The sequence below is a fragment of the Pseudomonas sp. GW821-FHT09C10 genome (assembly GCF_059418085.1).
The window spans coordinates 1-24,427 of the sequence record NZ_JBWKPE010000009.1 but is presented as its reverse complement, the minus strand read 5'-3'; the positions used below and the strand labels follow the sequence as shown (position 1 = coordinate 24,427).

Annotated in this window: 23 protein-coding genes; 12 read left to right on the top strand and 11 right to left on the bottom strand. The window is 63.8% G+C overall.

Going from position 1 to position 24,427, the window contains the following annotated elements:
• Positions 1-81: 81 nt before the first annotated feature.
• From AC07OT_RS17860 to AC07OT_RS17830, 7 genes are all read right to left on the bottom strand, one after another.
• Positions 82-420 carry a Na+/H+ antiporter subunit G gene (locus tag AC07OT_RS17860; RefSeq protein WP_027606290.1) on the bottom strand — a complete coding sequence of 113 codons (339 nt, stop codon included), beginning with the start codon at positions 418-420 and terminating at the stop codon, positions 82-84.
• On the bottom strand, positions 417-695 hold the full coding sequence (locus AC07OT_RS17855) for a K+/H+ antiporter subunit F (protein ID WP_005789171.1): 279 nt from the start codon (positions 693-695) through the stop codon (positions 417-419). The genes AC07OT_RS17860 and AC07OT_RS17855 overlap by 4 nt, the downstream gene beginning before the upstream one ends.
• A complete protein-coding gene (locus AC07OT_RS17850) occupies positions 692-1,180 on the bottom strand; it encodes a Na+/H+ antiporter subunit E (protein ID WP_108572659.1) in 489 nt (162 codons plus the stop codon). Before AC07OT_RS17850 ends, AC07OT_RS17855 begins: the two co-directional genes overlap by 4 nt.
• The gene (locus AC07OT_RS17845; protein ID WP_495108640.1) at positions 1,177-2,859 is read right to left on the bottom strand and encodes a monovalent cation/H+ antiporter subunit D; all 1,683 of its coding nucleotides are present in this window, start codon (positions 2,857-2,859) and stop codon (positions 1,177-1,179) included. The genes AC07OT_RS17850 and AC07OT_RS17845 overlap by 4 nt, the downstream gene beginning before the upstream one ends.
• Positions 2,856-3,200 (bottom strand): Na+/H+ antiporter subunit C, encoded by a 345-nt coding sequence (locus AC07OT_RS17840; RefSeq protein WP_003192163.1) that lies wholly within the window; start codon positions 3,198-3,200, stop codon positions 2,856-2,858. The genes AC07OT_RS17845 and AC07OT_RS17840 overlap by 4 nt, the downstream gene beginning before the upstream one ends.
• Positions 3,200-6,121: a monovalent cation/H+ antiporter subunit A gene (locus tag AC07OT_RS17835; RefSeq protein WP_495108639.1), complete on the bottom strand. Its 2,922-nt coding sequence runs from the start codon at positions 6,119-6,121 to the stop codon at positions 3,200-3,202. Before AC07OT_RS17835 ends, AC07OT_RS17840 begins: the two co-directional genes overlap by 1 nt.
• 124 nt (positions 6,122-6,245) lie before the next feature.
• On the bottom strand, positions 6,246-7,175 hold the full coding sequence (locus AC07OT_RS17830) for a DMT family transporter (protein ID WP_027606294.1): 930 nt from the start codon (positions 7,173-7,175) through the stop codon (positions 6,246-6,248).
• Positions 7,176-7,267: 92 nt separating this feature from the next.
• Between AC07OT_RS17830 and AC07OT_RS17825 the strand changes: the two genes are divergently transcribed.
• The 11 genes from AC07OT_RS17825 (at position 7,268) to AC07OT_RS17775 (ending at position 18,166) form a co-directional block, all read left to right on the top strand.
• Positions 7,268-7,831: a helix-turn-helix domain-containing protein gene (locus AC07OT_RS17825; protein WP_495108638.1), complete on the top strand. Its 564-nt coding sequence runs from the start codon at positions 7,268-7,270 to the stop codon at positions 7,829-7,831.
• A 154-nt stretch (positions 7,832-7,985) separates the two neighbouring features.
• On the top strand, positions 7,986-9,182 hold the full coding sequence (locus AC07OT_RS17820; RefSeq protein WP_495108637.1) for an SfnB family sulfur acquisition oxidoreductase: 1,197 nt from the start codon (positions 7,986-7,988) through the stop codon (positions 9,180-9,182).
• An 11-nt stretch (positions 9,183-9,193) separates the two neighbouring features.
• Entirely contained in the window at positions 9,194-9,520 is a 327-nt protein-coding gene (locus AC07OT_RS17815; RefSeq protein WP_495101700.1) for an acyl-CoA dehydrogenase, read from the top strand.
• The gene (locus AC07OT_RS17810) at positions 9,520-10,953 is read left to right on the top strand and encodes an LLM class flavin-dependent oxidoreductase (RefSeq protein WP_495108636.1); all 1,434 of its coding nucleotides are present in this window, start codon (positions 9,520-9,522) and stop codon (positions 10,951-10,953) included. Before AC07OT_RS17815 ends, AC07OT_RS17810 begins: the two co-directional genes overlap by 1 nt.
• 126 nt (positions 10,954-11,079) lie before the next feature.
• On the top strand, positions 11,080-11,928 hold the full coding sequence (locus AC07OT_RS17805) for an AMP-binding protein (protein WP_495108635.1): 849 nt from the start codon (positions 11,080-11,082) through the stop codon (positions 11,926-11,928).
• Entirely contained in the window at positions 11,925-12,695 is a 771-nt protein-coding gene (locus tag AC07OT_RS17800) for an ABC transporter ATP-binding protein (RefSeq protein ID WP_065940090.1), read from the top strand. Before AC07OT_RS17805 ends, AC07OT_RS17800 begins: the two co-directional genes overlap by 4 nt.
• Positions 12,695-13,576: a branched-chain amino acid ABC transporter permease gene (locus tag AC07OT_RS17795; RefSeq protein WP_495108634.1), complete on the top strand. Its 882-nt coding sequence runs from the start codon at positions 12,695-12,697 to the stop codon at positions 13,574-13,576. The genes AC07OT_RS17800 and AC07OT_RS17795 overlap by 1 nt, the downstream gene beginning before the upstream one ends.
• A 4-nt stretch (positions 13,577-13,580) precedes the next feature.
• A complete protein-coding gene (locus AC07OT_RS17790; RefSeq protein ID WP_092357634.1) occupies positions 13,581-14,630 on the top strand; it encodes a branched-chain amino acid ABC transporter permease in 1,050 nt (349 codons plus the stop codon).
• Positions 14,631-14,647: 17 nt separating this feature from the next.
• The gene (locus AC07OT_RS17785) at positions 14,648-15,988 is read left to right on the top strand and encodes an ABC transporter substrate-binding protein (RefSeq protein ID WP_065940088.1); all 1,341 of its coding nucleotides are present in this window, start codon (positions 14,648-14,650) and stop codon (positions 15,986-15,988) included.
• 3 nt (positions 15,989-15,991) lie between these two features.
• Positions 15,992-16,759, top strand: coding sequence for an ABC transporter ATP-binding protein (locus AC07OT_RS17780; protein ID WP_027606304.1), 768 nt, complete (start codon positions 15,992-15,994; stop codon positions 16,757-16,759).
• A gap of 12 nt (positions 16,760-16,771) precedes the next feature.
• Entirely contained in the window at positions 16,772-18,166 is a 1,395-nt protein-coding gene (locus AC07OT_RS17775) for an FAD/NAD(P)-binding protein (protein WP_495108633.1), read from the top strand.
• Positions 18,167-18,246: 80 nt separating this feature from the next.
• On the opposite strand, the gene AC07OT_RS17770 is transcribed toward AC07OT_RS17775, so the two are convergent.
• Genes AC07OT_RS17770 through AC07OT_RS17755 form a run of 4 tightly spaced genes read right to left on the bottom strand, consistent with a single transcriptional unit; the run spans position 18,247 to position 22,852 of the window.
• Positions 18,247-19,491, bottom strand: coding sequence for an efflux RND transporter periplasmic adaptor subunit (locus AC07OT_RS17770; protein ID WP_495108632.1), 1,245 nt, complete (start codon positions 19,489-19,491; stop codon positions 18,247-18,249).
• The gene (locus tag AC07OT_RS17765) at positions 19,481-20,959 is read right to left on the bottom strand and encodes a TolC family protein (RefSeq protein ID WP_495108631.1); all 1,479 of its coding nucleotides are present in this window, start codon (positions 20,957-20,959) and stop codon (positions 19,481-19,483) included. The genes AC07OT_RS17770 and AC07OT_RS17765 overlap by 11 nt, the downstream gene beginning before the upstream one ends.
• Positions 20,952-22,151 carry an ABC transporter permease gene (locus tag AC07OT_RS17760; protein ID WP_115488477.1) on the bottom strand — a complete coding sequence of 400 codons (1,200 nt, stop codon included), beginning with the start codon at positions 22,149-22,151 and terminating at the stop codon, positions 20,952-20,954. The genes AC07OT_RS17765 and AC07OT_RS17760 overlap by 8 nt, the downstream gene beginning before the upstream one ends.
• Positions 22,148-22,852, bottom strand: a complete 705-nt coding sequence (locus AC07OT_RS17755; protein WP_027606309.1) for an ABC transporter ATP-binding protein — start codon at positions 22,850-22,852, stop codon at positions 22,148-22,150. The genes AC07OT_RS17760 and AC07OT_RS17755 overlap by 4 nt, the downstream gene beginning before the upstream one ends.
• Before the next feature lie 362 nt (positions 22,853-23,214).
• Here AC07OT_RS17755 and AC07OT_RS17750 point away from each other — a divergent pair, with 362 nt between their 5' ends.
• Entirely contained in the window at positions 23,215-23,967 is a 753-nt protein-coding gene (locus tag AC07OT_RS17750; protein WP_495108630.1) for a TetR/AcrR family transcriptional regulator, read from the top strand.
• The last annotated feature ends 460 nt before the right edge of the window (positions 23,968-24,427 follow it).

Here is a 24,427-nt window from a genome sequence, read left to right as displayed (position 1 = left end):
ACCTGCCAACAGTGCCACCGCCTTCGAAGCCTCGCTAAAGCTCGACATCTCCCACATTTTTAACCGTGTTCGCCTCAGCGCTCAGCGGCGGCTGCTGACCTCGGCCGGCACATCATCACCGGCCATGCGCTTGCGAAACAGCGCCGTACGCGCCAGCAGCAACGTGGTCACCGGTACGGTGATCGCCAACAAAATCGGAATCAGCCACCCGTGCAGCACCGGCCCGGACTTGAGCACCGAAAAGTAGATAATCGATGCCAGCGCCACACACCAGGCGCCTAATGTCGAGGCCAGCGCCGGCGGGTGCATGCGCTGGAAGAAGTCTTTCATGCGCAGCAAGCCAATCGCGCCGATCAACGCAAATACGCTGCTCAATACCAGCAGCACCGCGACGACGATTTCCATCCATAACGGCATCATTCAATCACCTCCCCACGCAGCAGGAATTTGGCCAGGGCAAACGAGCCCACGAAGCCGAACAGCGCAATCAGCAGCGCCGCTTCAAAGTAGGTGTCGCTGGCATAGCGAATACCGAGCACCAGCATCATCAGCATCGCCAGGATGTACAGGTAGTCCAGCGCCAGGACCCGGTCCTGGGCCGACGGGCCTTTGAACAGGCGGATCAGGGTCAGCACCATGGCCAGGGAGAACAGGAACAGGCTGAACAGGATCGCATTGGAGAGCAGGGCGCTCATTCGAAGATCTCCATCAGGGGCCGCTCGTAAGTGGTCTTGAAGTGCTCGATAAACGGCGCTTCATCCTCCAGGTCGAATACGTGCAGCAGCAGGATGCTGCGGTCCAGCGCCAGTTCCGACCAGATGGTGCCGGGGACCACGGTGGTGATCATCGACAGGGCGGCGAGGCCGTTGGCGTCGCGCAGGTCGAGGGGGATTTTGACGAAGCGCGAACGCGGTGGGCGTGAGCCGCACATCAGCACGCCCCAGGCCACTTGCAGGTTGGAGACGATCACATCGCGGCCGACCAGGAAAAACAGGCGGATGATCACGCCAGGGCGGCGGATGCGGATCGGCAGCGGGCGCAGCGGTGCCATCAGCAGCGGCGCGAGAAAGCCCAGCAGCGCGCCCAGCAGCAGGTTGCCGGGGCTCACTGACAGGTTCAGCACCAGCCACAGCAACCACAAGGCCAGGGACAACCACGGGGCAGGCAACAGGCGTTTCATGGTTGCACCTCCAGCGCGGCAGTCTTGGCTTCGGGGCTGGGGACCGGACGCGTGGCCATCACCGCCATCACGTAGTGTTCCGGGTTGTTCAGGCTCTGGGCAGTGGCCTGGGTGTAGCGCATCAGCGGCTCGGCCTTGAAGGTCAGCAGGATGCTCAGGCCCAGCAGGAAGAAGATCGGCACGCACTCATAGCGGCGCAGCAAGGGCGATGGACGCTCTTCCGGGGTCCAGAAGCGCTGGATACCCAGGCGGGCGAAGGCGATCAGCGAGGCCAGGCCCGAGAGGATCAACAGCGCCACCAAACCCCAGGCCGCGGGACGAATGGGCTCATCCACACTGACACCCAGGCCCAACGGGTTAACCAGTGCACTCAACAAGCCGAGCTTGCCGATAAACCCGGACAGCGGCGGCATGCCGATGATCAGCAGGGCGCAGGCGACAAAGCTCAAGCCCAGGAACGCCATGGTCCAGGGAATCACCTGGCCGATCACGGCTTTCTGCTCGTCATCCAGGTTCACGCCAGGACGCGGATGCAGGGACTCCATGGCCTTGGGCAGTGCGTCGATCTCTTCATCCAGCGGCAGGTCGTTGGCCGAGCGCGAACGCTCGATCAATTCGGCCAGCAGGAACAGCGCACTCAACGCCAGGGTGGAGCTGACCAGATAGAACAGCGCCCCGGCAGTCAGGCTTGGCTGGGCGAAACCAACGGCCGACAGCAGGATCCCGGCCGAGACCAGGATGCTCAAACTGGCCATGCGCTCAAGCCGCTGGGCCGCCACCATCGCCAGCGCCGCGCAGATGATCGTGGCCATGCCGCCGTACACCAGCCAGTCGCCGCCAAACAACGCCGATGCGCCGGCCTGGCCGGAGAACAGCAGGGTCCACAGGCGCAGCACGGTGTACACGCCGACCTTGGTCATGATCGCGAACATCGCCGCCACCGGCGCGCTGGCCGAGGAGTAGGCGGGGGCCAGCCAGAAGTTCAGCGGCCACATGCCGGCCTTGGCCAGGAACGCGGTGGCGAGGATCGCCGCACCGGCATGCAAAAGGCCGCGATCCGCCTCGGGTACCAGCGGGATTTTCAGCGCCAGGTCGGCGAAATTCAGCGTACCGGTCACCCCGTAGATCATCGCCGCGCCGATCAGGAACAGCGACGACGCCAGCAGGTTGATCGCGATGTAATGCAGCCCCGACGACACCCGCGCCCGGCCCGAGCCGTGCAGCATCAAGCCGTAGGACGCCGCCAGCAGCACCTCGAAGAACACGAACAGGTTGAACAGGTCCGCCGTGAGGAACGCGCCGTACAGGCCCATCATCTGGATCTGGAACAGCGCATGGAAACTGGTACCGGCACGGTCCCAACGGGCCATGGCGAACAGCAGCGCGCTCACGCCGATGATCCCGGTGAGCACCAGCATCAGCGCCGAGAGCTGGTCGACCACCAGCACGATGCCGAACGGCACCTGCCAGTTGCCCGGCAGGTAAACGCCAATCGAGCCTGGGCCGCCTTTTTGCGTCCAGTACAACAGCAGGATTGCGATGCCCAGGCCAATGACGCTGGAGAACAGATTGATCCTGGCCTTCAGCGGACGGCGTTTTTCACCCAGCATCAGCATCAGCGCGGCAGTGAGCAGCGGCAGCAGGATGGGGGCGACGATCAGTTGATTGACCCAATTCATTCCTTGGGCTCCCGGCCGTCCACATGGTCAGTGCCGGTCAGGCCCCGTGATGCCAGCAGCACCACCAGGAACAACGCGGTCATGGCGAAGCTGATCACGATCGCCGTAAGCACCAGGGCCTGGGGCAGGGGATCGGTGTAATTGAGCAAGTCCTGGGGCACGCCGTCCTTGATGATCGGCTCCTTGCCGATAAACAGGCTGCCCATGCTGAAAATGAACAGGTTGACCCCGTACGACAACAGGCACAGGCCCATCACCACCTGGAACGTCCGTGGCCGCAGGATCAACCAGACGCCGGAGGCCGCCAGGACCCCAATGGCAATTGCGATGACTTCTTCCATCAGGCGGCTCCTTCGGTGGCGGCGACTACTTTGGCCTGGTTGCTCGGTTTATGCGCACGCACCGACTGGTGGCCGAGGGCGGTGAGCATCAGCAGCGTCGAGCCGACGACCATGGCGTATACGCCCACATCGAAGAACAAGGCGCTGGCGATATGAATATCGCCCAGCAGCGGCAGGCTGAGATGCCAGGTATGGGTGGTGAGGAACGGGTAGCCGACAAACAACGCGCCGATCCCGGTCAGCGTCGCCGAGAGCAGGCCGAAGCCCATCCAGCGCATCGGCCGCAGGCTCATCTGCGCCTCGACCCACTGGGTGCCGGCGACCATGTATTGCAGGATAAACGCCACCGACATCACCAGCCCCGCGACAAACCCGCCGCCCGGTTGGTTGTGGCCGCGCATGAACAGGTAGAACGACACCACCAGTGCAATCGGCAGCAGCAGGCGCACCAGCACTGCCGGCACCATCATGAAGCCCAGGGCGGTGTCGCTGGCCTGGCGCGGGTTGACCAGGTCGGTGGCCACGTCCGGCGCCAGTTGACGCTGCTGTGGTGGCAGCTCCATGCTTTCCTTGGACGGGCGGAAACGACGCAGCAGGGCGTACACGGTCAGCGCCACGGCGCCGAGCACGGTGATTTCGCCGAGGGTATCGAAGCCCCGGAAGTCCACCAGCATCACGTTCACCACGTTGCTGCCACCGCCCTCGGGCAGGGCGCGGCTCAAGTAGAACGAGGAAATATCGTTGGGTGTCTGGCGCGTCAGCATTGCATAGGACAGCAACGCCATACCGCCGCCTACCACGGTGGAGAGCAGGAAGTCGCGCAGACGACGGATGCGCGCCTTGCGCAGCGAACTGGGCAGCGGCGAAACCTCTTCGATCCGCCGTGGCAGCCAGCGCAGGCCGAGCAGGATCAGTACGGTGGTGACCACTTCCACCACCAACTGGGTCAGCGCCAGGTCCGGCGCCGAGAACCACACGAAGGTAACGCAGGTCATCAGGCCGCACACGCTGACCATGGTCAGGGCCGCGAGCCGGTGGTACTTGGCTTGCCAGGCGGCGCCCAGGGCACAGGCAATCGCCAGCAGCCACAGGGTGACGAACACGATGGAGCCCGGGATCTTCGGGCGGTCGCCCCAGCTGAGGCCGCTGTTGAGCATCGGGATCATGGCGCCGATCACCGCGACGATCACCAACAGGAACAATTGGGTCTGCAGGCGCTTGGTGCTGATGCGTTTCTCGATCCTGCGCACGCCGCGCATCATCAGCACCAGGCTGCGCTCGAAGCCGCGCTTGCCGTTGAAGTAGCTGATGATCGGCGGGTATTTGAAACGGCCGCGCTTCAGTTGTTTGCGTAGCAGCAGGTAGAGCACCACGCCACCGGACATGGCCACCAGGCTCATGATCATCGGTGCATTCCAGCCATGCCAGATCGCCAGGCTGTATTCCGGCAGCACGCCGCCGACCACCGGCAGCGCCGCGGCAGCGAGGATCGAGCCGACCACCTGGGCCGGGAAGATACCCACCAGCAGGCAGGTGAACACCAGCAGCTCAACCGGGGCGCGCATCCAGCGCGGGGGTTCGTGAGGCGTGTGGGGCAGATCGGTGGCGGGCGGGCCGAAGAACACATCCACGGTAAAGCGCAGGGCGTAGGCCACGCTGAACGTACCGGCAATGGTCGCGATCAGGGGCAGGGCGATTTCCACCCATTGGGTCGATGAGATAAACACGGTTTCAGCGAAGAACATCTCTTTGGACAGGAAACCGTTGAGCAACGGTACGCCGGCCATGGATGCGCTGGCCACCATCGCCAGGGTCGCGGTAAACGGGATCAGGCGCACCAGGCCACTGAGCTTGCGGATGTCCCGCGTGCCGCTTTCGTGGTCGATGATGCCCGCCGCCATGAACAGCGAGGCCTTGAACGTGGCGTGGTTGAGGATATGGAACACCGCGGCGACGGCGGCCAGCGGGCTGTTGAGGCCCAGCAGCAGGGTGATCAGCCCGAGGTGGCTGATGGTGGAATAGGCTAAAAGGCCTTTGAGATCATTCTGGAACATGGCGCAGTAAGCGCCGAGGAGGAGGGTCAGGGCACCGGCACCGCCGACGATCCAGAACCATTCTTCGCTGCCGGACAGCGACGGCCACAGGCGGGCCAGCAGGAACACGCCGGCCTTCACCATCGTCGCCGAGTGCAGATAGGCAGACACCGGGGTCGGTGCAGCCATGGCGTGGGGCAGCCAGAAGTGGAACGGGAACTGCGCGCTTTTGCTCAGGGCGCCGATCAGCACCAGGGCGAGCATCACCGGGTACAGCGAATGCGCGCGGATCTGCTCGCCGGCGGCCAGCACCTGGTCCAGGTCATAGCTGCCGACGATATGCCCCAGCAGCATCACGCCCGCCAGCAGGCACAAGCCGCCCGCGCCGGTGACCATCAAGGCCATGTACGCACCACGACGCGCATCGGCGCGGTGGTGCCAGTAGCCGATCAACAGGAACGAGAACAGGCTGGTCAGTTCCCAGAAGAACACGATCTGGATCAGGTCGCCGGAAATCACCAGCCCGAGCATGGCGCCCATGAAGGCCAGGAAAAACGCGAAGAAACGCGGCACCGGATCGTCCGGCGACATGTAGTAGCGCGCATACAGCGACACCAGCGCGCCGATGCCGAGCACCAGCATCGAGAACAACCAGGCGAACCCATCCATGCGCAGCACGAAGTTCAGCCCAAGGCTGGGCAACCACATGAATTCTTCGCGGATCACGCCACCGTGGGCGATCTGGGGGTAGAGCAGGGCGACTTGAACGGTTCCGACCAGGGCCACAAGGCCAGCCAGCAGGGATTCGGTGTTACGTGCATTGTGCGGCAGCAAGGCCGCCAGACAGCTGCCGATAAAAGGCAGAAGCAGTAGAACTATCAGGGACATAGGCTTCTAATCTGCGGGAGTTTGGGATGCATCATACGTGCCGCTTTGTCGATCACCAAACGGCAACATGTGGCAGGATCCTACAAAGTAGGTCGAAAACTCCCGTTTGGCATTGTTTCGGACCCTAGCCCTGTTGCTCCTGTTCCCGCTCATCCTGCAACTCGATGGCCTTTTGCCCTTTTGTCTTGATCTCACTCACAATCACCGCCACCACAATCAACGCCGCCCCCAGCATGGCAATCGGCGGGAACCGCTCGCCGGCGATCCGCCCGACTACCCCGGCCCACACCGGCTCACCGGCGTAGATCAACGTGGCCCGTGTCGGCGAAACGCTTTGCTGCGCCCAATTCATGGCGACCTGGATCACCGCACTGGTCAGGCCCAGGCCCACGGCGCTGAACAGCAGCAGCCAGGAGAACCCCGGCAGTGCCTCGCCCATTGGCACCACCATCAAAAACGACAGCAGCGACGCCGTCGCCAGTTGCACCACCGTCACCCGGCGTACGTCCACTTGCCCGGCGAACGCACTGATCAAAATGATTTCCGCCGCTATCGCCACGGCACCGATCAGGGTGGCGATTTCCCCGGGGCTGAAATTCAGCGAAGCCCCGGCGGGACCGGTCAACAACATCAACCCGGCAAACGCCAGCATGATGCCGATGCTTGGCATCAACCCCGGGCGCCGGCCCAGCACCAGCCATTGCAGCAGTGGCACGAACGGCACATACAGCGCGGTGATGAACGCCGACTGGCTGCTCAGGATCGTCTGCAGGCCAATGGTCTGCAGACCGTAGCCGAACATGATCGCCACGCCGATAAACACGCCCGCCTTCAATTCGAACAACGTCAGGTCGCGCAGGGTACGCAAGGAAAAGAACCCGACCACAATCGCCGCCGCCGCAAAGCGCAGGCCCACGAAAAACATCGGCCCGCTGACGGTCATGGCATGCTGAACCAGCAAAAACGTGCCGCCCCAAATCATGGTGATAAACACCAGGATGCACTCGGCTTTGCTGAAACGGTGGAAACGCGAGGGGGAGTTCGGGGTGGTCATGGCGGCTCGGTCTTGCAAGGGAAAGGCACGGACCGCACAATGCGCCGCACGCTGGGCAGTATACTGCGCACACCCACCCATTGAGCAATATAGTGCACAAAGAAAATCCACAACGGGCCTCGGTCCTGCAGCACGTCAGCCAGAACGTTCGTCGCCTGCGCCACGCCGCCGACCTGAGCCAGACTGCGCTCTCGGAAAAGTCCGGGGTCAGCCGGCGCATGCTCGTTGCCATCGAGGCCGGGGAAAAGAACGTCAGCCTGTCCACCCTCGACCGTGTGGCCGAAGCGTTGGATGTGGCTTTCAGCGACCTGATCCAGGCGCCGGATGTGCGCGATCACAGCCGCATCAACGAACTGGCCTGGGCGGGGGAAATCGACGGCAGCAAGGCGGTGTTGCTGGCCAAGGCCACGGCGCGGCGCGAGGTCGAGTTATGGGAGTGGCGTCTTGAACCCGGTGATCGCTATTGCCCGGACCCCGACCTGGAGGGGTGGAGCGAGCAACTGTTCGTCTTCGAGGGCAGCCTGACGTTGGTGATCGGCGAGCAGGAAAACACCATCGGCGCCGGCGAATTCTTCATGTTCGCCAGCCACCAGCCCCATGCCTATCGCAATGACGGCCAGGTCGCCGTGCGCTTTGTGCGCAATGTGGTGATCTAACTGTTTGCCAGCCAACAGTGGATGCACACTTTGCTGGTTTGAAACTGCGGTTGTACGCCTGTTTACGCGGCAACCGGCTGATTTTACTGACGATTAGAATCAGGCACGACTCCTGCAAACACTCCAGTATCCCCTCGGAGCCTGGAGTCGGCCCATGTCTGCCCACCCTCAACAACCTGCCCATATCATCCGCTCGGACGCGGAGGCCATCGAGGTCGCCAAGCGTCTGGCCGAACGCTTTGCCGTCGACGCCAGCGCGCGCGACCGTGAGCGGCGCCTGCCGGTGGCCGAACTGGACGAGTTTTCCGCCAGCGGCCTGTGGGGCATCACCGTTCCCAAGGCCTATGGCGGCGCCGAGGTGTCCTATGTGACGGTGGCCGAGGTGATCAAGTTGATCTCCGCCGCCGACCCGTCATTGGGGCAAATCCCGCAGAACCACCTGGGTGTGGTGGACATCCTCCTGCAAACCGCCACCGAGGAACAAAAGCGCCACTACTTTGGCAAAGTCCTGGCGGGTTATCGCTTTGGTAACGCCTTCTCCGAGGCCAAGAGCAAAAACGCCGGCACCTTCGACACGCAGATTCGCTTCCACGGCGACACCGCGCAAATCAATGGCGAGAAGTTCTACTGCACCGGCGCGTTGTTCGCCCATATCGTGCCCACCGTGGGTAATAACGAAAAGGGCCAGGCGTTCATCGGCCTCGTCGAGCGCGATGCGCCAGGCCTGACCGTCATCGACAACTGGGACGGCTTCGGCCAGCGCACCACCGCCAGCGGCGGCGTGACCCTCGACGGCGTGAGCGTGCCCTTGAGCGCGGTGATTCCCGCCCACCTGGCGTTTGACCAGCCCACGGCCGACGGGCCGATTTCGCAAATCATCCAGGCCGCGGTCGATACCGGCATTGCCGTCGGCGCCCTTGAGCAGGCAAAAATCTTCGCCCGCCAGGCCCGTCCCTGGATCGACAGCCAGCAGGATCACGGCTGGCAGGATCCGTTCACCATCGCCGCCATTGGTGATCTGCAATGGCGTGTGCACGGCACCGAAGCGATCCTCGCCAAGGCTGGCCTGGCCGTCGACCGGGCCCTCGCCGAACCGAATGAAGACACCGTCGCCCAGGCCTCGCTGGTGGTCGCCCAGGCCAAGGTGCTGTCGGCCGAAACCGCCTTGCTCGCCAGCAGCAAACTCTTCGAACTGGCCGGCACCCGCTCGGTCACCGCCAAGCACAACCTCGACCGCTTCTGGCGCAACGCGCGGACCCACACCCTGCACGACCCGGCCCGCTGGAAATACCACCTGATCGGCAATTTCGTGCTCAACGGCGTCAAGCCTGCGCGCCACGCCTGGAACTGAGGACCTGACCCATGACCGCACTGACCCTCGCACGCCAACTGCTGGACAGCACCCGTCGCCACGTCGCAAAAAGCGACGACCCCTACGTGATCAGCCGCTTCGGCGATTGGCAGATTCGCGTGGATGTAGCGGCCGCCTTGCTTGAACGCGCCGAAACCGACCCAAGCCCGGTCGCCGTAACTGAAGCGCAGATCGCCGCCGCCGAAGCCTTGCTCTTTGCCAGCAACACCGAATTCGAACTGACCGGCCAACGCACCGCGCTGCCACCGACCCTGAATGATCCGTTGCGCTGGAAATACCAGGTCGTCGGCAACTACCACCTCAACGGAGTGCTGTGATGTCCCGTGAAATTCGCTTGAACGCCTTCGACATGAACTGCGTCGGCCACCAATCGCCGGGCCTGTGGGCGCATCCGCGCGATCGCTCGTGGCAGTACAAGGACCTTGAATACTGGACCGACCTGGCGAAGATCCTTGAGCGCGGCAAGTTCGACGGCCTGTTTATCGCCGACGTGCTGGGCATCTACGACGTGTACAACGGCAACGGCGACGCGGCGATTCGCCAGGCGACCCAGGTGCCGGTCAACGATCCGTTGTCGCTGATCGCACCCATGGCGCTGGTCACCGAGCACCTGGGTTTTGGCCTCACCGCGTCGCTGTCGTTCGAGCACCCTTATCCGTTTGCACGCAGGCTGTCGACCCTGGACCACCTGACCAAGGGCCGCATCGGCTGGAACATCGTCACCTCTTACCTGGAAAGCGGCGCCAAGAACCTTGGCCAGAAAGCCCAGACCGAACACGACGCCCGCTACGACTATGCCGAGGAATACCTGGAGGTCTGCTACAAACTCTGGGAAGGCAGTTGGGAAGAGGGCGCGGTACTACGCGACCGCGAACGTCGGATTTTCAGCGACCCGAGCAAGATCCACGAGATCCGCCACGTCGGCAAACACTTCCAGGTGCCCGGTATCCACCTGTGCGAACCGTCGCCGCAGCGCACCCCGGTGCTGTACCAGGCCGGTGCGTCCAGCCGTGGCAAGCAGTTCGCCGCCGAGCAGGCCGAATGCGTGTTCGTTGCCGCGCCGTCCAAGGTGCTGCTGAAAAAGACCGTCGCCGACATCCGCCGCCGTGCGGCCGAAGCCGGGCGCGACCCGAAGAAAATCCTGATTTTCAACTTGCAGACCGTGATCGTCGACGAGACCGACGCCAAGGCCAAGGCCAAGTTTGACGAATACAAATCCTACGCCAGTTATGAAGGCGCGATGGCGCTGATCTCCGGCTGGACCGGGATCGATTTCAGCCAGTTCAAGCCGGATGAACCGCTCAAGCACGTGCACACCAATGCGATTCAATCGGCGGTGGAAGCTTTCTCCACGGCGGACCCGAACAAGGTCTGGACCCCCAGCGAACTGGCCGATTGGGTCGGTATCGGCGGCTTTGGCCCGCTGTTCGTCGGCGGCCCGGAAACCGTGGCGGACCTGTTGCAGGAGTGGGTCGAAGAGACCGACGTGGACGGATTCAACCTCGCCTATGCGCTGACCCATGAAACCTTTGTCGACGCCGTCGAATGGCTGGTGCCGGAGTTGCAGAAGCGCGGCGTGTACAAGACCGAATACGCCCAGGGCACATTGCGCGAGAAGTTGTTCGGCGATGGTGCAAGGTTGGGCGCGAACCACCCGGGCGCGGGCTATCGCAATTTATCTGGGATACAAAAAACCAATGTGGGAGGGGGCTTGCCCCCGATAGCGGTGGCTCAGTCAAAGGTGTTCTAACTGATCCACCACCATCGGGAGCAAGTCGAATCGTCGCACCGCCCCTCCCACAGTTGTCCTGTGTCGATCCAAATAATCAAGCCAGCGGACCACCGCACGCACACCCCCCAATAGGAGCAACCCCCTATGAGCGTGCACGAACCAACGGCCCTCCTGGAACACCTGCGCCACTGGGCGCAACTCACACCGTTGCACATCGCCCTGCGCCACAAGCGCCAGGGCCAGTGGTACGCCTGGCGTTGGATCGACACCTTGCGCGATGTTGAACGCCTGGCCGATGGTTTGCGCCAGCAAGGTTTCGATCAACAGTCACGCTTGGTGCTCAGCGGCGCCTTTGAGCCGAACCTGCTGTTGCTGGCGTTGGCGGCCCATTCCGTCGGTGCACAGGTGCTGACGCTGGCCGATAACCTCGAGCCGCAGGCCTTGGAGCAACAGCTGTGGCGTATTCATCCCAGCCATGCCTACGTTCAAGGTCGCCAGCGCGATTGGACCTTCACCCAGCGGTTGGATTTCGCCCAACTGCTCGGCCCCGTCGACCCGGCGCAACACCTGCAGCGCTGGTGGCAGCCCGCCGGCGAAACCGCGCTATGGAGCGAGGAGGGCACCCACTGGCAAGGTGGCCTGGCGGTGGTGCTGGAGCAGTGGCTGAGCAGCGGCCACGGCCTGGCCTTCCCGGAAAGCCTGGCCTCGGCGCGGCGTGATCGCAGCGAAGTCGCGCCCACCGGCCTGCTGCTGTCGCCCGCCCGTTTGCTGCACCTGGCCGACGAGATCGAAAGCCGCCTGCCACCCCACGGCACCTGGCGTCGACGCCTGTGCGACTGGGCCATTGCCCACCCGCACAGCGGCCTGCGCCGCCTGCTGAAAAACCGCGTGCGCACACTGTTGGGCTTCCAGCGCCTGGCCTATATCTGGCAGCCCCTCAAATCCAATGCCGAGCCGACGTGGCTTGCCGAATTCAAACGGGAACGTGCATGAGCCAAGCCATTCTCCAGGTGCGGGACATCTCGCTGTCGTTCAAGGGCGTCAAGGCGATCAATGGGCTGTCGTTCGAGGTGGCGCGCGGGGAAATCTGCGCGTTGATCGGGCCCAACGGTGCCGGCAAGAGTTCATTGCTCAACGTGCTCAACGGCGTGTATCGCTTCGATGCCGGCGAGATCGTGTTCGAGGCGCAGCATTTCCAGCGTATTGACCCGCTGGGCGCCGCGCGCCGAGGCATTGGCCGTACCTTCCAGAACAACGCCCTGTTCAAGAAAATGAGCGTGCTCGACAACATCCTCACCGGCCTGTCGCGGCATATGCGCACCAGCTTTATCGAACAGGCCCTCGGCTTGCCCCGCGCACGCCGTGAAGCCGAAGCCTTCCGCCTGCGCGCCCAGGGCATCCTCGAGTTCCTGGAGCTGCAAGCCTACCGCGATGTGCTGGTGGGCAACCTGTCCTATGGCCTGCAAAAGCGCGTGGAGCTGGGCCGTGCATTGATCGCCGGGCCGAGCCTGTTGCTGCTGGACGAACCCATGGCCGGCATGAACGCCGAGGAAAAACAGGAAATGGCGCGCTTTGTCGCCGACGTGAACCGCGACCTCGGCACCACCGTGGTGTTGATCGAACACGACATGGGTGTGGTCATGGGGCTGTCCGACCATGTGGTGGTGCTCGACTACGGGCGCAAGGTCGGCGACGGCACCCCCGCCGAGGTGCAGGCCAACCCCGAGGTGATCGCGGCCTACCTGGGAGTGACGCACTGATGACGTTTTTCTTCGAAACCCTGCTCGGCGGCCTGCTCGCCGGCACCATGTATTCCCTGGTCGCGATCGGCTTCGTGCTGATCTACAAGGCCAGCGGCGTGTTCAATTTTGCCCAGGGCTCGATGCTGCTGTTTGCCGCGCTGACCTTCGTCAGCCTGCACGACCAGGGCGTGCCGTTTGCCCTGGCGTTGCTGTTGACGGTGATCGTGATGATTGTCGGCGCCTTGCTCATCGAGCGCCTGGTGCTGCGGCCGCTGGTGAACCGCTCGCAGATCACGCTGTTCATGGCGACGCTGGGCCTGTCGTTCATTATCGAAGGCCTGGCCCAGGGCGTGATGGGCTCGCAGGTGCGCGCCCTGGACCTGGGCATTGACGATGTACCGCTGTTCGTCGGGCCGCTGATGCTCAGCCAGTTCGACCTGATCGCCGCGGCCGTGGCCGTGGTGCTGGTGACGGTGCTGGCGCTGCTGTTCAACAAGACCCGTATCGGCGTGTCGCTGCGCGCGGTGGCGGATGACACCACGGCGGCGCTGTCCATCGGCATCAACCTCAACCGCATCTGGCAGATCGTCTGGGCGGTGGCCGGCATCGTCGGGCTGGTGGCGGGGTTGTTGTGGGGCGCGCGCCAGGGCGTGCAGTTTTCTCTGTCGCTGGTGGTGCTCAAGGCCTTGCCGGTGTTGATCATCGGCGGCTTCACCTCGATTGGCGGGGCCATTGTCGGCGGGCTGCTTGTCGGCGCGGCGGAGAACCTCGCCGAGGTGTATATCGGCCCGCTGATCGGTGGTGGTATCACGCCGTGGTTCGCCTATGTCCTGGCGTTGTCCTTCCTGTATATCCGTCCCGCCGGCCTGTTCGGCGAGCGCGCCATCGAGCGAGTCTGAAAGCATGTCGATCCCTGTTGCTGAACACACCGCCCCCTTGCTGCTGGTCCAGCGGCGCGTGCCCTGGAGCCTGCTCGGCCTGCTGGCGCTGGCGTTTATCGTGGTGCCGCTGTGGGGCAATGACTATTGGCTCAACGCGATCCTCATCCCGTTCCTGGTGCTGTCCCTGGCCGGGCTGGGCCTGAATTTACTCACCGGCTATACCGGGCAAACCTCGGTGGGCGCAGCCGGGTTCATGGCGGTTGGGGCGTTCGCCACCTATGGGTTTTTACTGCGCCTGCCGGAGCTGGGCCTGCCGGTGGCATTGCTCGGCGGCGGCATCATCAGCGCGCTGGTCGGGCTGCTGTTTGGCTTGCCCAGCTCGCGGATCAAAGGCTTCTACCTGATGGTCACCACCTTGGCCGCGCAGTTTTTCCTCGAGTGGCTGTTCGTCAAATTCCCCTGGTTCTACAACTACGGCTCGTCCGGGACCATTTCGGCGCCGAAGCTGGCGTTGTTCGGCCATGACCTCAACACGCCGCTGGGCCGCTATTGGCTGACCCTGGTCACGGTGCTGCTGTTGACCTGGGCCGCGGTCAACCTGGTGCGCAGCCAGGTGGGCCGCAACTGGATGGCGATCCGTGACATGGACACCGCCGCCGCCGTGGTCGGCATCCCGGTGGTGCGCTACAAGCGCCTGGCGTTTGCGGTCAGTTCGTTCTACCTCGGCATCGCCGGCGCGTTGTGGGCGTTTGCCTACCTGGGCACGGCCAGCGCCAGCAGCTTCGACATCAATCGCTCATTCCAGATCCTGTTCATCATCATTATCGGCGGCATGGGCAGCATTGCCGGCAACTTCGTCGGCGCGGCATTCATCAGTTTGCTGCCGATCTTCCTCAGCCATGCCGGGCAGGCGTTGTTCGGTGGCTCGGTGGACGCGGGGCAGTTGCAGAACCTGCAGAAAATCATTTTTGGCGTGTTGATCATCGTGTTCCTGATCAAGGAGCCCGAGGGCTTGATTCGCCTGTTGTACAACCTCCGTGACCGGCTGCGTCAGTGGCCCCTACGTTTCTGACCGATAAGAGAACTCCCATGCGTGCATCCTTGAAACGTTCCCTGGCCGGCGCCGCCTTCGCGCTGGCTGCCCTGGCCGGTGCCGTGCCCCAGGCGGTAGCCTCGGCCGACCAGCAGTTCTTTCCCCTGGCCACCTACCGGGTGGGTGCCTACGCCTCCAGCGGCGTGCAGGTGTGGGCCGGGATGATCGACTACCTGCGTTATATCAACGAGGTCGAAGGCGGCATCAATGGCGTCAAGCTGGTGTGGCAGGAATGCGAGACCGAGTGGACGGCGGAGAAGGGCATCGAGTGCTACGAGCGCTTCAAGAACGGCCTGGATGGCGCGCCGGTCGCGGTGTACCAGCCCAACGGCGCACCGGCGGCCTATGCGCTCAGCGAAAGGGCAGAGGTGGACAAGATCCCGCTGATCACCCTCGGCTACGGTCGCACCGAAGCCACCGACGGCACGGTGTTCCCGTACAACTTCCCGGTGATGCTGACGTTCTACAGCGAGGCGTCGACCCTGGTGAACTACATCGCCCAGCGCGAAGGCGGCTTCGACAAACTTAAGGGCAAGAAGATCGCCACGGTCTACCACGACTCGGCCTACGGTCGCGAAACCCTTGGCCCGCTGAAATTGCTGGCGGAAAAATACGGTTTTGAAAACATCCAGATTCCGGTGGCCGACCCGGGCAATGAGCAGTCTGCGCAATGGCGCCAGGTACGCCAGGCCAATCCGGATTGGGTGTTCCTGCGCACCTGGGGCGTGTCCACCCCGGTGGCGGTGAAAACCGCCGCCCGCTTCGGCTTCCCGGTGGACCATATCATCGGCGACATCTGGGCCAGCTCCAGCGAAGACGTATTGCCCGCAGGCGCTGCCGCCAAGGGCTACCTGGCGCTCACGCCTTACCCGGCAGGTGCGGATTTCGAGATCCACAAGCGTCTCAAGCAATACATCCTCGACAAGGGCCACAGCGACCTCAAGGACCTGAAGAATTTCGGCAGCGTCTACTACAACTCCGGCCTGGTGAACGCCGCCGTAGCCGTGGAAGCGATCCGCACCGGCCAGGCCAGGTTCGGCAAGCGCCCGCTCAATGGCGAAGAAGGCCGCTGGGGCTTGGAACACCTGAATATCGATGACGCGCGCTTGAAGGACATGGGCTACCTGGGCCTGATGCAGAACCTCAAGCTGTCGTGCCGCGACCACGAAGGCGGCGGCTCGGCGCGCGTGCAGCAATGGGACGGCGCCCACTGGACGCTGATCAGCGACTGGATCGCCGCCGACCGCGCCCTGTTGCGCCCGCTGATCGATGAAAAATCCGCGGCGTTCGCCAAGGAAAAAGGCCTGACGCCACGCACCTGCACCGGGGATGAATAAATCATGAGCCAGCTCGCCAGCGAAGCCACGCGCCCGTCGTTGTTGACGGTCAACGATATTGAAGTGATCTATGACGGCGCGATCCTCGCCGTGGCCGGGGTGTCGCTGAGCGTGCCCAAGGGCGCCATCGTCGCCCTGCTGGGGGCCAATGGCGCCGGCAAGAGCACCACCCTCAAGGCGATCTCCGGGCTGGTGCGGGCCGAGCGCGCCGAAGTCAGCCGGGGCGTGATCGAATACGCGGGCGTCGACCTGGCCGGCGTCGACCCCAGCCAGCGTGTGCGCCAGGGCATGGTGCATGTGCTGGAGGGCCGCCATGTCTTCGGCCAGCTCAGCGTCGAAGACAACCTGCGCAGCGGCGGCTTTGTCCGGCGCCTGAGCCGCAAGGCCATGGAGCAGGACCTGGAGCGCATCTATGCGTGGTTCCCGCGGCTCAAGACCAAGCGCCACACCCGCGCCGGCCTGACGTCCGGCGGCGAGCAGCAGATGGTCGCCATCGGCCGCGCGTTGATGACCCGTCCTACTTTGGTACTGCTCGACGAGCCGTCCATGGGTTTGGCGCCTATGATCGTGCAGGAGATCTTCGAGATCATCGCGCAGCTCAACCGCGAGCAGCAGGTGAGCTTCCTGATCGCCGAGCAGAACATCAACGTCGCGCTCAACTATGCGTCCCAGGGCTACGTGCTGGATACTGGGCGCGTGGCCTTGAGTGGCAGCGCCGCCGAGCTGTTGGCGCGGGGCGATTTGCACGATATTTATCTGGGTAAACAGTAAAGGCGAATGTGCATGACTGAATCCCTCCGCAACGCTGATGTGCTGATCATCGGCGGCGGCCTGAGTGGCACGATGCTGGCGGTGCAACTGCTGCGCCGGCCTGGGCAGCGCCGGATCCTGGTGATCGAACCGCGCGCCGAACTCGGCCGTGGCGAGGCCTACAGCGCCGTCGAACTGGGCCACACCTTGAACGGCAACGCGGCGCGCATGAGCGTCGACCCGGACAACGCCGATGACCTGACCCAATGGCTGACCGCCTACATCGGTGCCGGCGGTTGGCCCGAGTCGGACCAGCAACACGTGCCCATCAGCGAACTGTTCCCGCCACGCGGGATTTTTGGCCTGTATGCGCAGCAACGGCTGGCTGAGGCCAAGGCGTTGTCGGCGTCCACCGTCGAGCATATCCGCGCCGAAGTCGTCGACCTGCAGGTCGGCGACGATTCAGTGTTGCTCACCCTCGACAACGGCCAGCAATTGCACGGTGCCCAGGCGGTGTTGGCCACCGGCATGTTCCCGGCGGCGCGTACACCGCAGACCCAGTCCAGCGGCTTGAACGCCGCCGCTGTGGACCCCTGGGACGTGCAGGCCATGACCCGGATCGACCCGCAGGCGCCGGTGCTGATCATCGGCTCCGGGTTGACTATGGTCGACGCCGTGGTGTCCCTGGAACAGGCCGGGCACCGTGGGCCCATCGAGGTGTTTTCACGCCACGGCTTGTTGCCCCATGTGCGCCGGCAACCGCCGGGCTGGGACGATTTCCTCGCCGCCGACTACGCCTTGCGCAGCCCGCGACAACTGCTGCGCGAGGTGCGGCGTCAATGCCGCCTGGCACTGGCGCAGGGCATCGATTGGCAGGCGCCACTGGACACGGTGCGCGCCCATATCGGCCGGCTGTGGAGCCAGGCCAGCGAAGGCGAGAAACGCCAGTTCGTGCGGCACGTGCGGCCCTGGTGGGAAAGCCATCACCACCGCTCGCCGCCGTTGAGTGCCCAGTTGGTGGCCCGGCTGCATGAGCAAGGGCGGTTGCGCATTCGCGCGGCGTCGTTCAAGGGGCTGGAGCCTTCGGGCGAGGGCGTGACCATTCGCTTGCGTTACCGTGGCGAGCAGGTGATCAGCCAAGTGTCGGGGGCGGCGCTGATCAACTCCAGCGGCATCGAATACGACTGGCGCCGCGTGGCCCGGCCGTTGCCGCAGCAGTTGCTCAAGCGCGGACTGATCAGGCCCGGGCCGTTGGCGTTGGGGATTGCGGCGGACACGTGCGGCGCCGTGCTGGATGCCCAGGGCCGGGTCAGCACGCGATTGTTCGCCATGGGCCCGCCGTTGCGCGGGATGTGGTGGGAGAGCACGGCGGTGACGGATGTGGCGCTTCAGGCCAAGGCATTGGCATTGAAGTTGGTGCATTTCTAAATGTGGGAGGGGGCAAGCCCCAGTGCCGGTCAGTTAAGGGACAGAACGGGCAACCCGTCACCTGTGGGAGGGGGCCTCATTTATTTTGAGGTCTTTACGAAGCCGGGTTTTAGGCCGAACACCTCAACCCCCTGCGGCGTCGATTGCCCGGTAGTCACCTTCACCCGCTCCACCGGCTTATCCATCGCTTCTCGATACTCCACCGTGCTGTCCGCCTGGATCGCCTCGCTCGGAATCACTATCGCCTGCGCATTGTTGTACGTGACGATGGTCAACCGCGCACTCATCCCCAGGCGCACCCGCTGCAACTGTTGCGGGGTCAACCTGGGGATCGACAACGTCACCGGAAACTGCGCGCTGCCCTGGCTGTCGCTGGCAATCGCCAGGCCGCTGACCACGCTCACCGAGCCGCTCAGCCGCTCCCCGTCAAACCCATCGCCCAGCACTTCCACCGCCTGGCCCTGGTGCAGCTGGTTGATGTCCAGCTCAGACACCTTGGCGACGATTTTCAGCCGCTCGATATTGGCCAGGCCGAACAGCACCTGGCCCTGGCTGACCTTGCTGCCGGCCTGAATCGGTGCGTTGGTGTTGCCGCCGCCTTGGGGCGTATTGTTGCCGGGGGCGGGCACCACGATGCCGGAGAACGGCGCCTTCACCTCCTTGCCTGCGAGCAGGGTGCGCAAGGCCTCGTATTTCACCGTGGCGTTGGTCAGTTCCATGTCGGCGATCTGGCGGTATTCGCCCTTGCCCTGGTCGAGGGCCTGTTGCAGTTCACTGCGGGCAGAGGCGAGGTCCAGTTGCTGTTGCTGGGTCTGCTGCTTGAGGTCGTCCAGCTCATTGCGCGGGATGATGCCGCGCTTGAACAGGTTTTCGCTTTCGGTGAGTTTGCGTTGGGTGTTGCCGGCGGTCATCTCGGCGGTGCGCAGGCTACGGCGCGCACGGCTGACGGTGGGGCCGCTGTCCCAGTCCTGCAGCTCTTGCACGGCGCGGCGGGCCTTGAGCTGGGCGGAGAGGGCGTCGCGCAATTGCACCTCAAGGGTGGCCGGGTCCATGCGCAGCAGGACCTGGCCAGCCTCGACCCGCTGGCCTTGCTCCACAAGATTGGCCTGCACGTTGCCGTCGAACGGCGCCGTGAGGGTGAGGGTGGTGTCGGGTTCGATCTTGCCCACCAGGCCGATCTGGTGCACCAGCGGGTCGGGCTTGACGGCCAGCCATTGTTCGGTGGCGCCGGCCGGGCCTTCTGCGGGGCTGCGCAGGGCCAGCCCCGCGCCGGCCAGCAGCAGGATCAATGCGACGCCCAGCAGGCGTTTTCGATTAGTAGTCATTGAGGGCGATTTCCCAACTTTCCAGCGTCATGCCCAGGGTCAGGTCGAGCTGGGTCTGGGCGTTCAAATAAGCAATCAGGGCGTTGAGCTGCGCGTTTTCGGCATTGCGCAGGTCGGTCTCGAAGCTCAGCACCTGGAAGTTGGTGGAGCGCCCGGCGCTGAGTTTCTCGCGTTCGATCTCGATCTTGCGCCGCGACAATTCCACCGCGCGCTGGGAGATTTCATACTGGCGCCAGCGGGTGCCGAGGTCGCGCACCACGTCGTTGACGTTGCGTTCCAGTTCCTGGCGGGCGTCGGTGATGCGGATCTCCTGGTCCTCCACGTTGACCCGCGCGCGCACTTCGGCCTGGCGCGTACTGATGTCGCCGATGGGGATCTGCACCTGCACCCCGGCGTAGCTGTCCCAGGTGCGGTTGTTGGTGCTGCCGGCATCGTTATTGTAGGCGTCGCGTATCTGGTTTGCGCCGGCCACCAGGTCCACCTGCCAGCGCCCGGAGTCCTTGGCGATCACCAGGTTGAGATCGGCCCGCTGGCTGCCGAGCAGGGCGGCGAGGTATTCCGGCTGCTGGGTCTGCGCGAGGTTGAAGGCCTGGCGTTTGTCGATCTGCAGGGGCTTGGCCTCCAGGGCTTCGGTGGCGCGAAGCGGGGTGGAGAGGTCCAGGGCCAGCAGGCGCAGCAAGGCCAGGCGACTGGTGTCGAGCTGGTTCTGCGCTTCTTCGACGCCCAGTTGCTGGGTGGCGATGTCGGCTTCGGTTTGCACGATCTCGAATTCGGCCATGCGCCCGGCGCTGATCAAGGCTTTGTTCACGTCCAGCAAGGTGCCGGAGCGCTTGAGGGCGTCCTGCACGATGCTCAGTTGCTCCTGGGCCCGCAGCAGTTCGCGGTAGGTGGCGATGATCTGGCTGATGGTCTGTGCCACGGTCGCCTTGAGGTTGAGGCGGTTGGCCTGCTCCGACAGGCGCGACAGGCGCAACGGTGCGGTGGTGGCGTCCCAGCCGGCGCCGCGCATCAACGGCTGGATGATCGCCAGGTCGAGGCCGTCGCTGCGGTAGCGGCCGGCGCGGTCGGCGTTGTTCAACTGCTGGGTCCAGGCCATGCTCAGGCGGGTGCCGTATTCACTGAGCAAGCTGGTGGCCGGTGCCACGTTGGCGTTGCGCGCACTGTCCTGGGAGCCACGGGTGCTGCGGTAATAGCTGTTGAGGGTGAGCTTGGGGTTGAACACGTCTTCGGCGACGCGCAGGTCGAATTTCTGCGCCACCCGTTGCAGGTAGGCGCTGCGGATTGCCGGGTTGTTGCGCAGGCCCAGGTACACGGCGTCACCCAGGGTCATGGTGGTGACCTGGGCATTCAAGGACACGCCCCGGTCGTAACCGCTGCGGGTGCTGCTGGGGGCCGACGGTTTGATGACCACCTCGGCGGCCATGCCGTGCAGGCTGATCAACACGAGCAACCCGAGCCATTTACTCATCGCGCAAGGCCTCCACCGGCTGCAACCGCGAGGCCGACACCGCCGGGTAGATGCCAAAGAACAAGCCCACCAGCAGCGTACTGCCCACCCCCAGGGGCAGGGCGGCAACGGCCAGGTCGAATAGCCAGCCCGACAGCCAGGCGTAGAGCCAGGCGGCGGTCATCCCGAGTACCGCCCCGCACAGCGCGCCGACGGCGGTGAGGGTGACGGCTTCGAGCAGGAACAGGTTGCGGATGTCGCGCTGGCGAGCGCCCAGGGCCATGCGAATGCCGATCTCGCGACGGCGCTCCGACACGTTCATCAGCATCACATTCATCACGCCTACGCCGCCGCCGACCAGGGAAATGGCGCCGAGGGCCAGCAGCAGGTAGGCGAACGTGCGGCTTTGCCGGGTCATGCCGTCGATCATTTGCTGGGGCACCTGGATGTCGACCGTGTGGTCGGTGAGTTGGGGCTGCAAGGCGCCGGCGGCTTCCCTGGCAATGCGTTCCATGTCCTGGCCGGGCGCGGCGCGGATAACCACATTGCCGATCTGCGGCATGGCATAGATGCGGCGCATGCCTTCGGCGGGAATGAACAACGACTCGTTGGCCTGTACCGGCATCAGCATCGCCCTGGGCTGGTTCTGCAGAATGCCTACCACCAGAAACAGGTAGTCGTTGATGCGCACGCGGTCGCCCAGTTGCAGCGGATCGCCCGGCGCTCCGAGTGCCTGGGCCAGCTGGTCACCGATCACGCCATAGGTTTCGTTGGCGTCGAAGCTCGACAGAAAGCGCCCCTGCCGTACCACCAGGCGCATCGCCGCCTGGATGTCCGGTGTGCTGCCGACGAGGTTGGCGTTGGTGGTGCGGCCATGGAACACGATGGGCCCGCTGAACAAGGTCAGCGCGCCGATATGGGCGATGCCCGGCACGGCCTGGCGCACGGCATCCAGGTCGAGCCTCGCGGGCGCGGGGACCGTGCTGCTGCCCTTGGGCGGGAACTGGGCGACCAGGGTGTCGGTGCCCATGTCCTTGAAAATCATCGCGGCATCCACCGCCGCGTTATGGCCGATATTGATCAGCGCCACCACCGACGAACTGCCGATGACGATGCCCAGCAGGGCCAGCACCGAGCGCTTGCCCAAGGTGCGCAGGCTGACGAAGGCTTCATGCAGCAATTGGCTGAAGCTCTGTTCGACCCGCAGGCTCATAGGCGCCCGGCCTCGTGCACTACGCCGTTGCGCACCAGGATCTTGCGCTCCAGGCGTTCGGCGATATGCGGGTCGTGGGTGACGATGATCAGCGTGACCTGTTGCTCGCGGTTCAATGCCAGCAGCAGGTCCATGATGTCCTGGGCGGTGCTGCTGTCGAGGTTGCCGGTGGGCTCGTCGGCCAGGATCACCGAAGGCTTGCCCACCAATGCCCGGGCAATCGCCACACGTTGGCGTTGGCCGCCGGAGAGGTCGGCGGGGCGATGGTGGGCGCGCTCGGCCAGCCCGACCTGTTCGAGCATGCGCAGGGCCTGCGCCACCGATTCATGCCGCGACACACCGCGATAGCTCAGGGGCAGGGCGACGTTGTCCAGGGCGCTGAGGCGCGGCAGCAGGTTGAAGCTCTGGAACACAAAGCCGATCTGCTGGTTGCGGATCGCCGCCAGTTCATCCGGGGATGCACTGAAAATATCGTGGCCGGCAAAGTGGTACTGGCCGCAATTGGGCAGGTCCAGCAGGCCGAGGATATTGAGCAGGGTGCTTTTGCCGGAGCCCGAGGCGCCGAGGATGCCGCAGCTGTCACCGCGCTCGATGGACAGGCACACCTCATTGAGAATGGTCAGTTCCTGCCCGGCGAGCTGATAACGCTTGCCGATGCCTTGCAGGGAAATCAAGCCTGGGTGCGCGGGGGTATCTGTCATCGTGACTACGCCTGCAGTCTCGACGCTGCCGTCATGCGCCCTTTGTAAATCTTTGTAACAAGTTCGGGAGCTATCTGGTTCGCGTCACGGACTGGTTTTATTTCTTGTTTTTAAAATATTGTTTGAATACTAACCGTGTTCCCGGTGCTTCGCCAGCCGTGGATGTAGAGCGGTTTTACGCTTTGAAAAGATTTCCCTCACCGGTACGGGAGTCTACCGAAAGGCGCCCGCCCTGCCTGAAAATCCCCGTGGGCAAAGGCTTTGGATAGTATGGCGGTGTGTCACTACTTGCTTTCGACCGGCCGCACCGGTATAAAAAATCAAATTATTTTTTAAAACAATATTTCCGCCGTGGAACCCTTATGGTCGCGAAGAAACTCAGCGCTCCAAACGTTACCAAGACTCGATTGCTGGATGCGACAGAGGCTCTCTTCATCAAATACGGCTATGACGCCGTGCTGCTGCGGCAGATTACCGAGCGCGCCCAGGTGAACCTGGCTGCCGTGAACTACCACTTCGGGGACAAGGACTCCCTGATGAAGACCCTGCTGATGCAACGCCTGGAACCGCTCAACGAGCAGCGCCTGGAATTGCTGGCGCGCTGTGAGGCCGAATCCGACGGCCCCCTCGATTGCGACACCTTGCTCGGCGTGCTCTTCGCCCCGGCCATGGGCCTGGAACGCAGCGACCCGGGGAGTGGGGAAGGGCGTTCGTTCATCCGTTTCCTCGGACGGGTGTACAGCGACACCTCGCCGTTTATCCAGGAATACCTCAAAGTGCATTACCAGCCGGTGTTCCAGCGCTTCTTCGAAGCCTTTGCCCTGGCCTTGCCGGACTTGCCGCGCAATGAACTGGGGGTACGCCTGCAATTTGCCCTCAAGGCGATTTCCGGGGTCATGGCCGGTACCGAACTGCGCCTGCTGATGAACTCCATGAGCCTGGGCCGCCCGGCGACGGATGCCGAGGTGATGGCCAAGCTGATCACCCTGGTCTCGGCGGCGATTCGTGTGCCGCAGCAAAGCCCCGAAGCCGAAAACGCGCTGGCCAAGGTGCTGGACACCCAGCGCGCCATTCGTGAACAGGCGACAGCGCCGGCCGCCAAGGCCTCGCGCTGACCCAAATCCCAGGCAAAAAAAAGCCCGCTGGGGCGGCGGGCTTGATGTACAGCGTTTGTAACGGATGAGGCTTCACCCTACGTCTCGGGATGTAAATAAAACGTGAAAAATATGTAAGAAGAAATGTGAACGCGTGAAGTTTTGTCCAGGCGTCCGTCTCCGATTTTTCCCTGTGTGATTCGCCACTCGTCGCCACTGTCAATTCTGACAGCTAGACGCCCCTCCCCACCGGGTGTCTGATTTTCCTTGCCTGAACGCGCTTTTTATTCGCGCACGCCCTCCAGCAAGGAGTCTCTTTCATGTCCGACCGACCCGTTGATCCAGCCTGCGAGTGTCATTCGATGGATGACACCCCAACCCCGGCGCCCTCCCAAGAGCTTGTTCCCTTTACGCCTGCCGCGGTGCCGACGACAGGCCCCCAGCGGGTCGAAAACCTCGACGAGCCGTATTCCGCCTACCC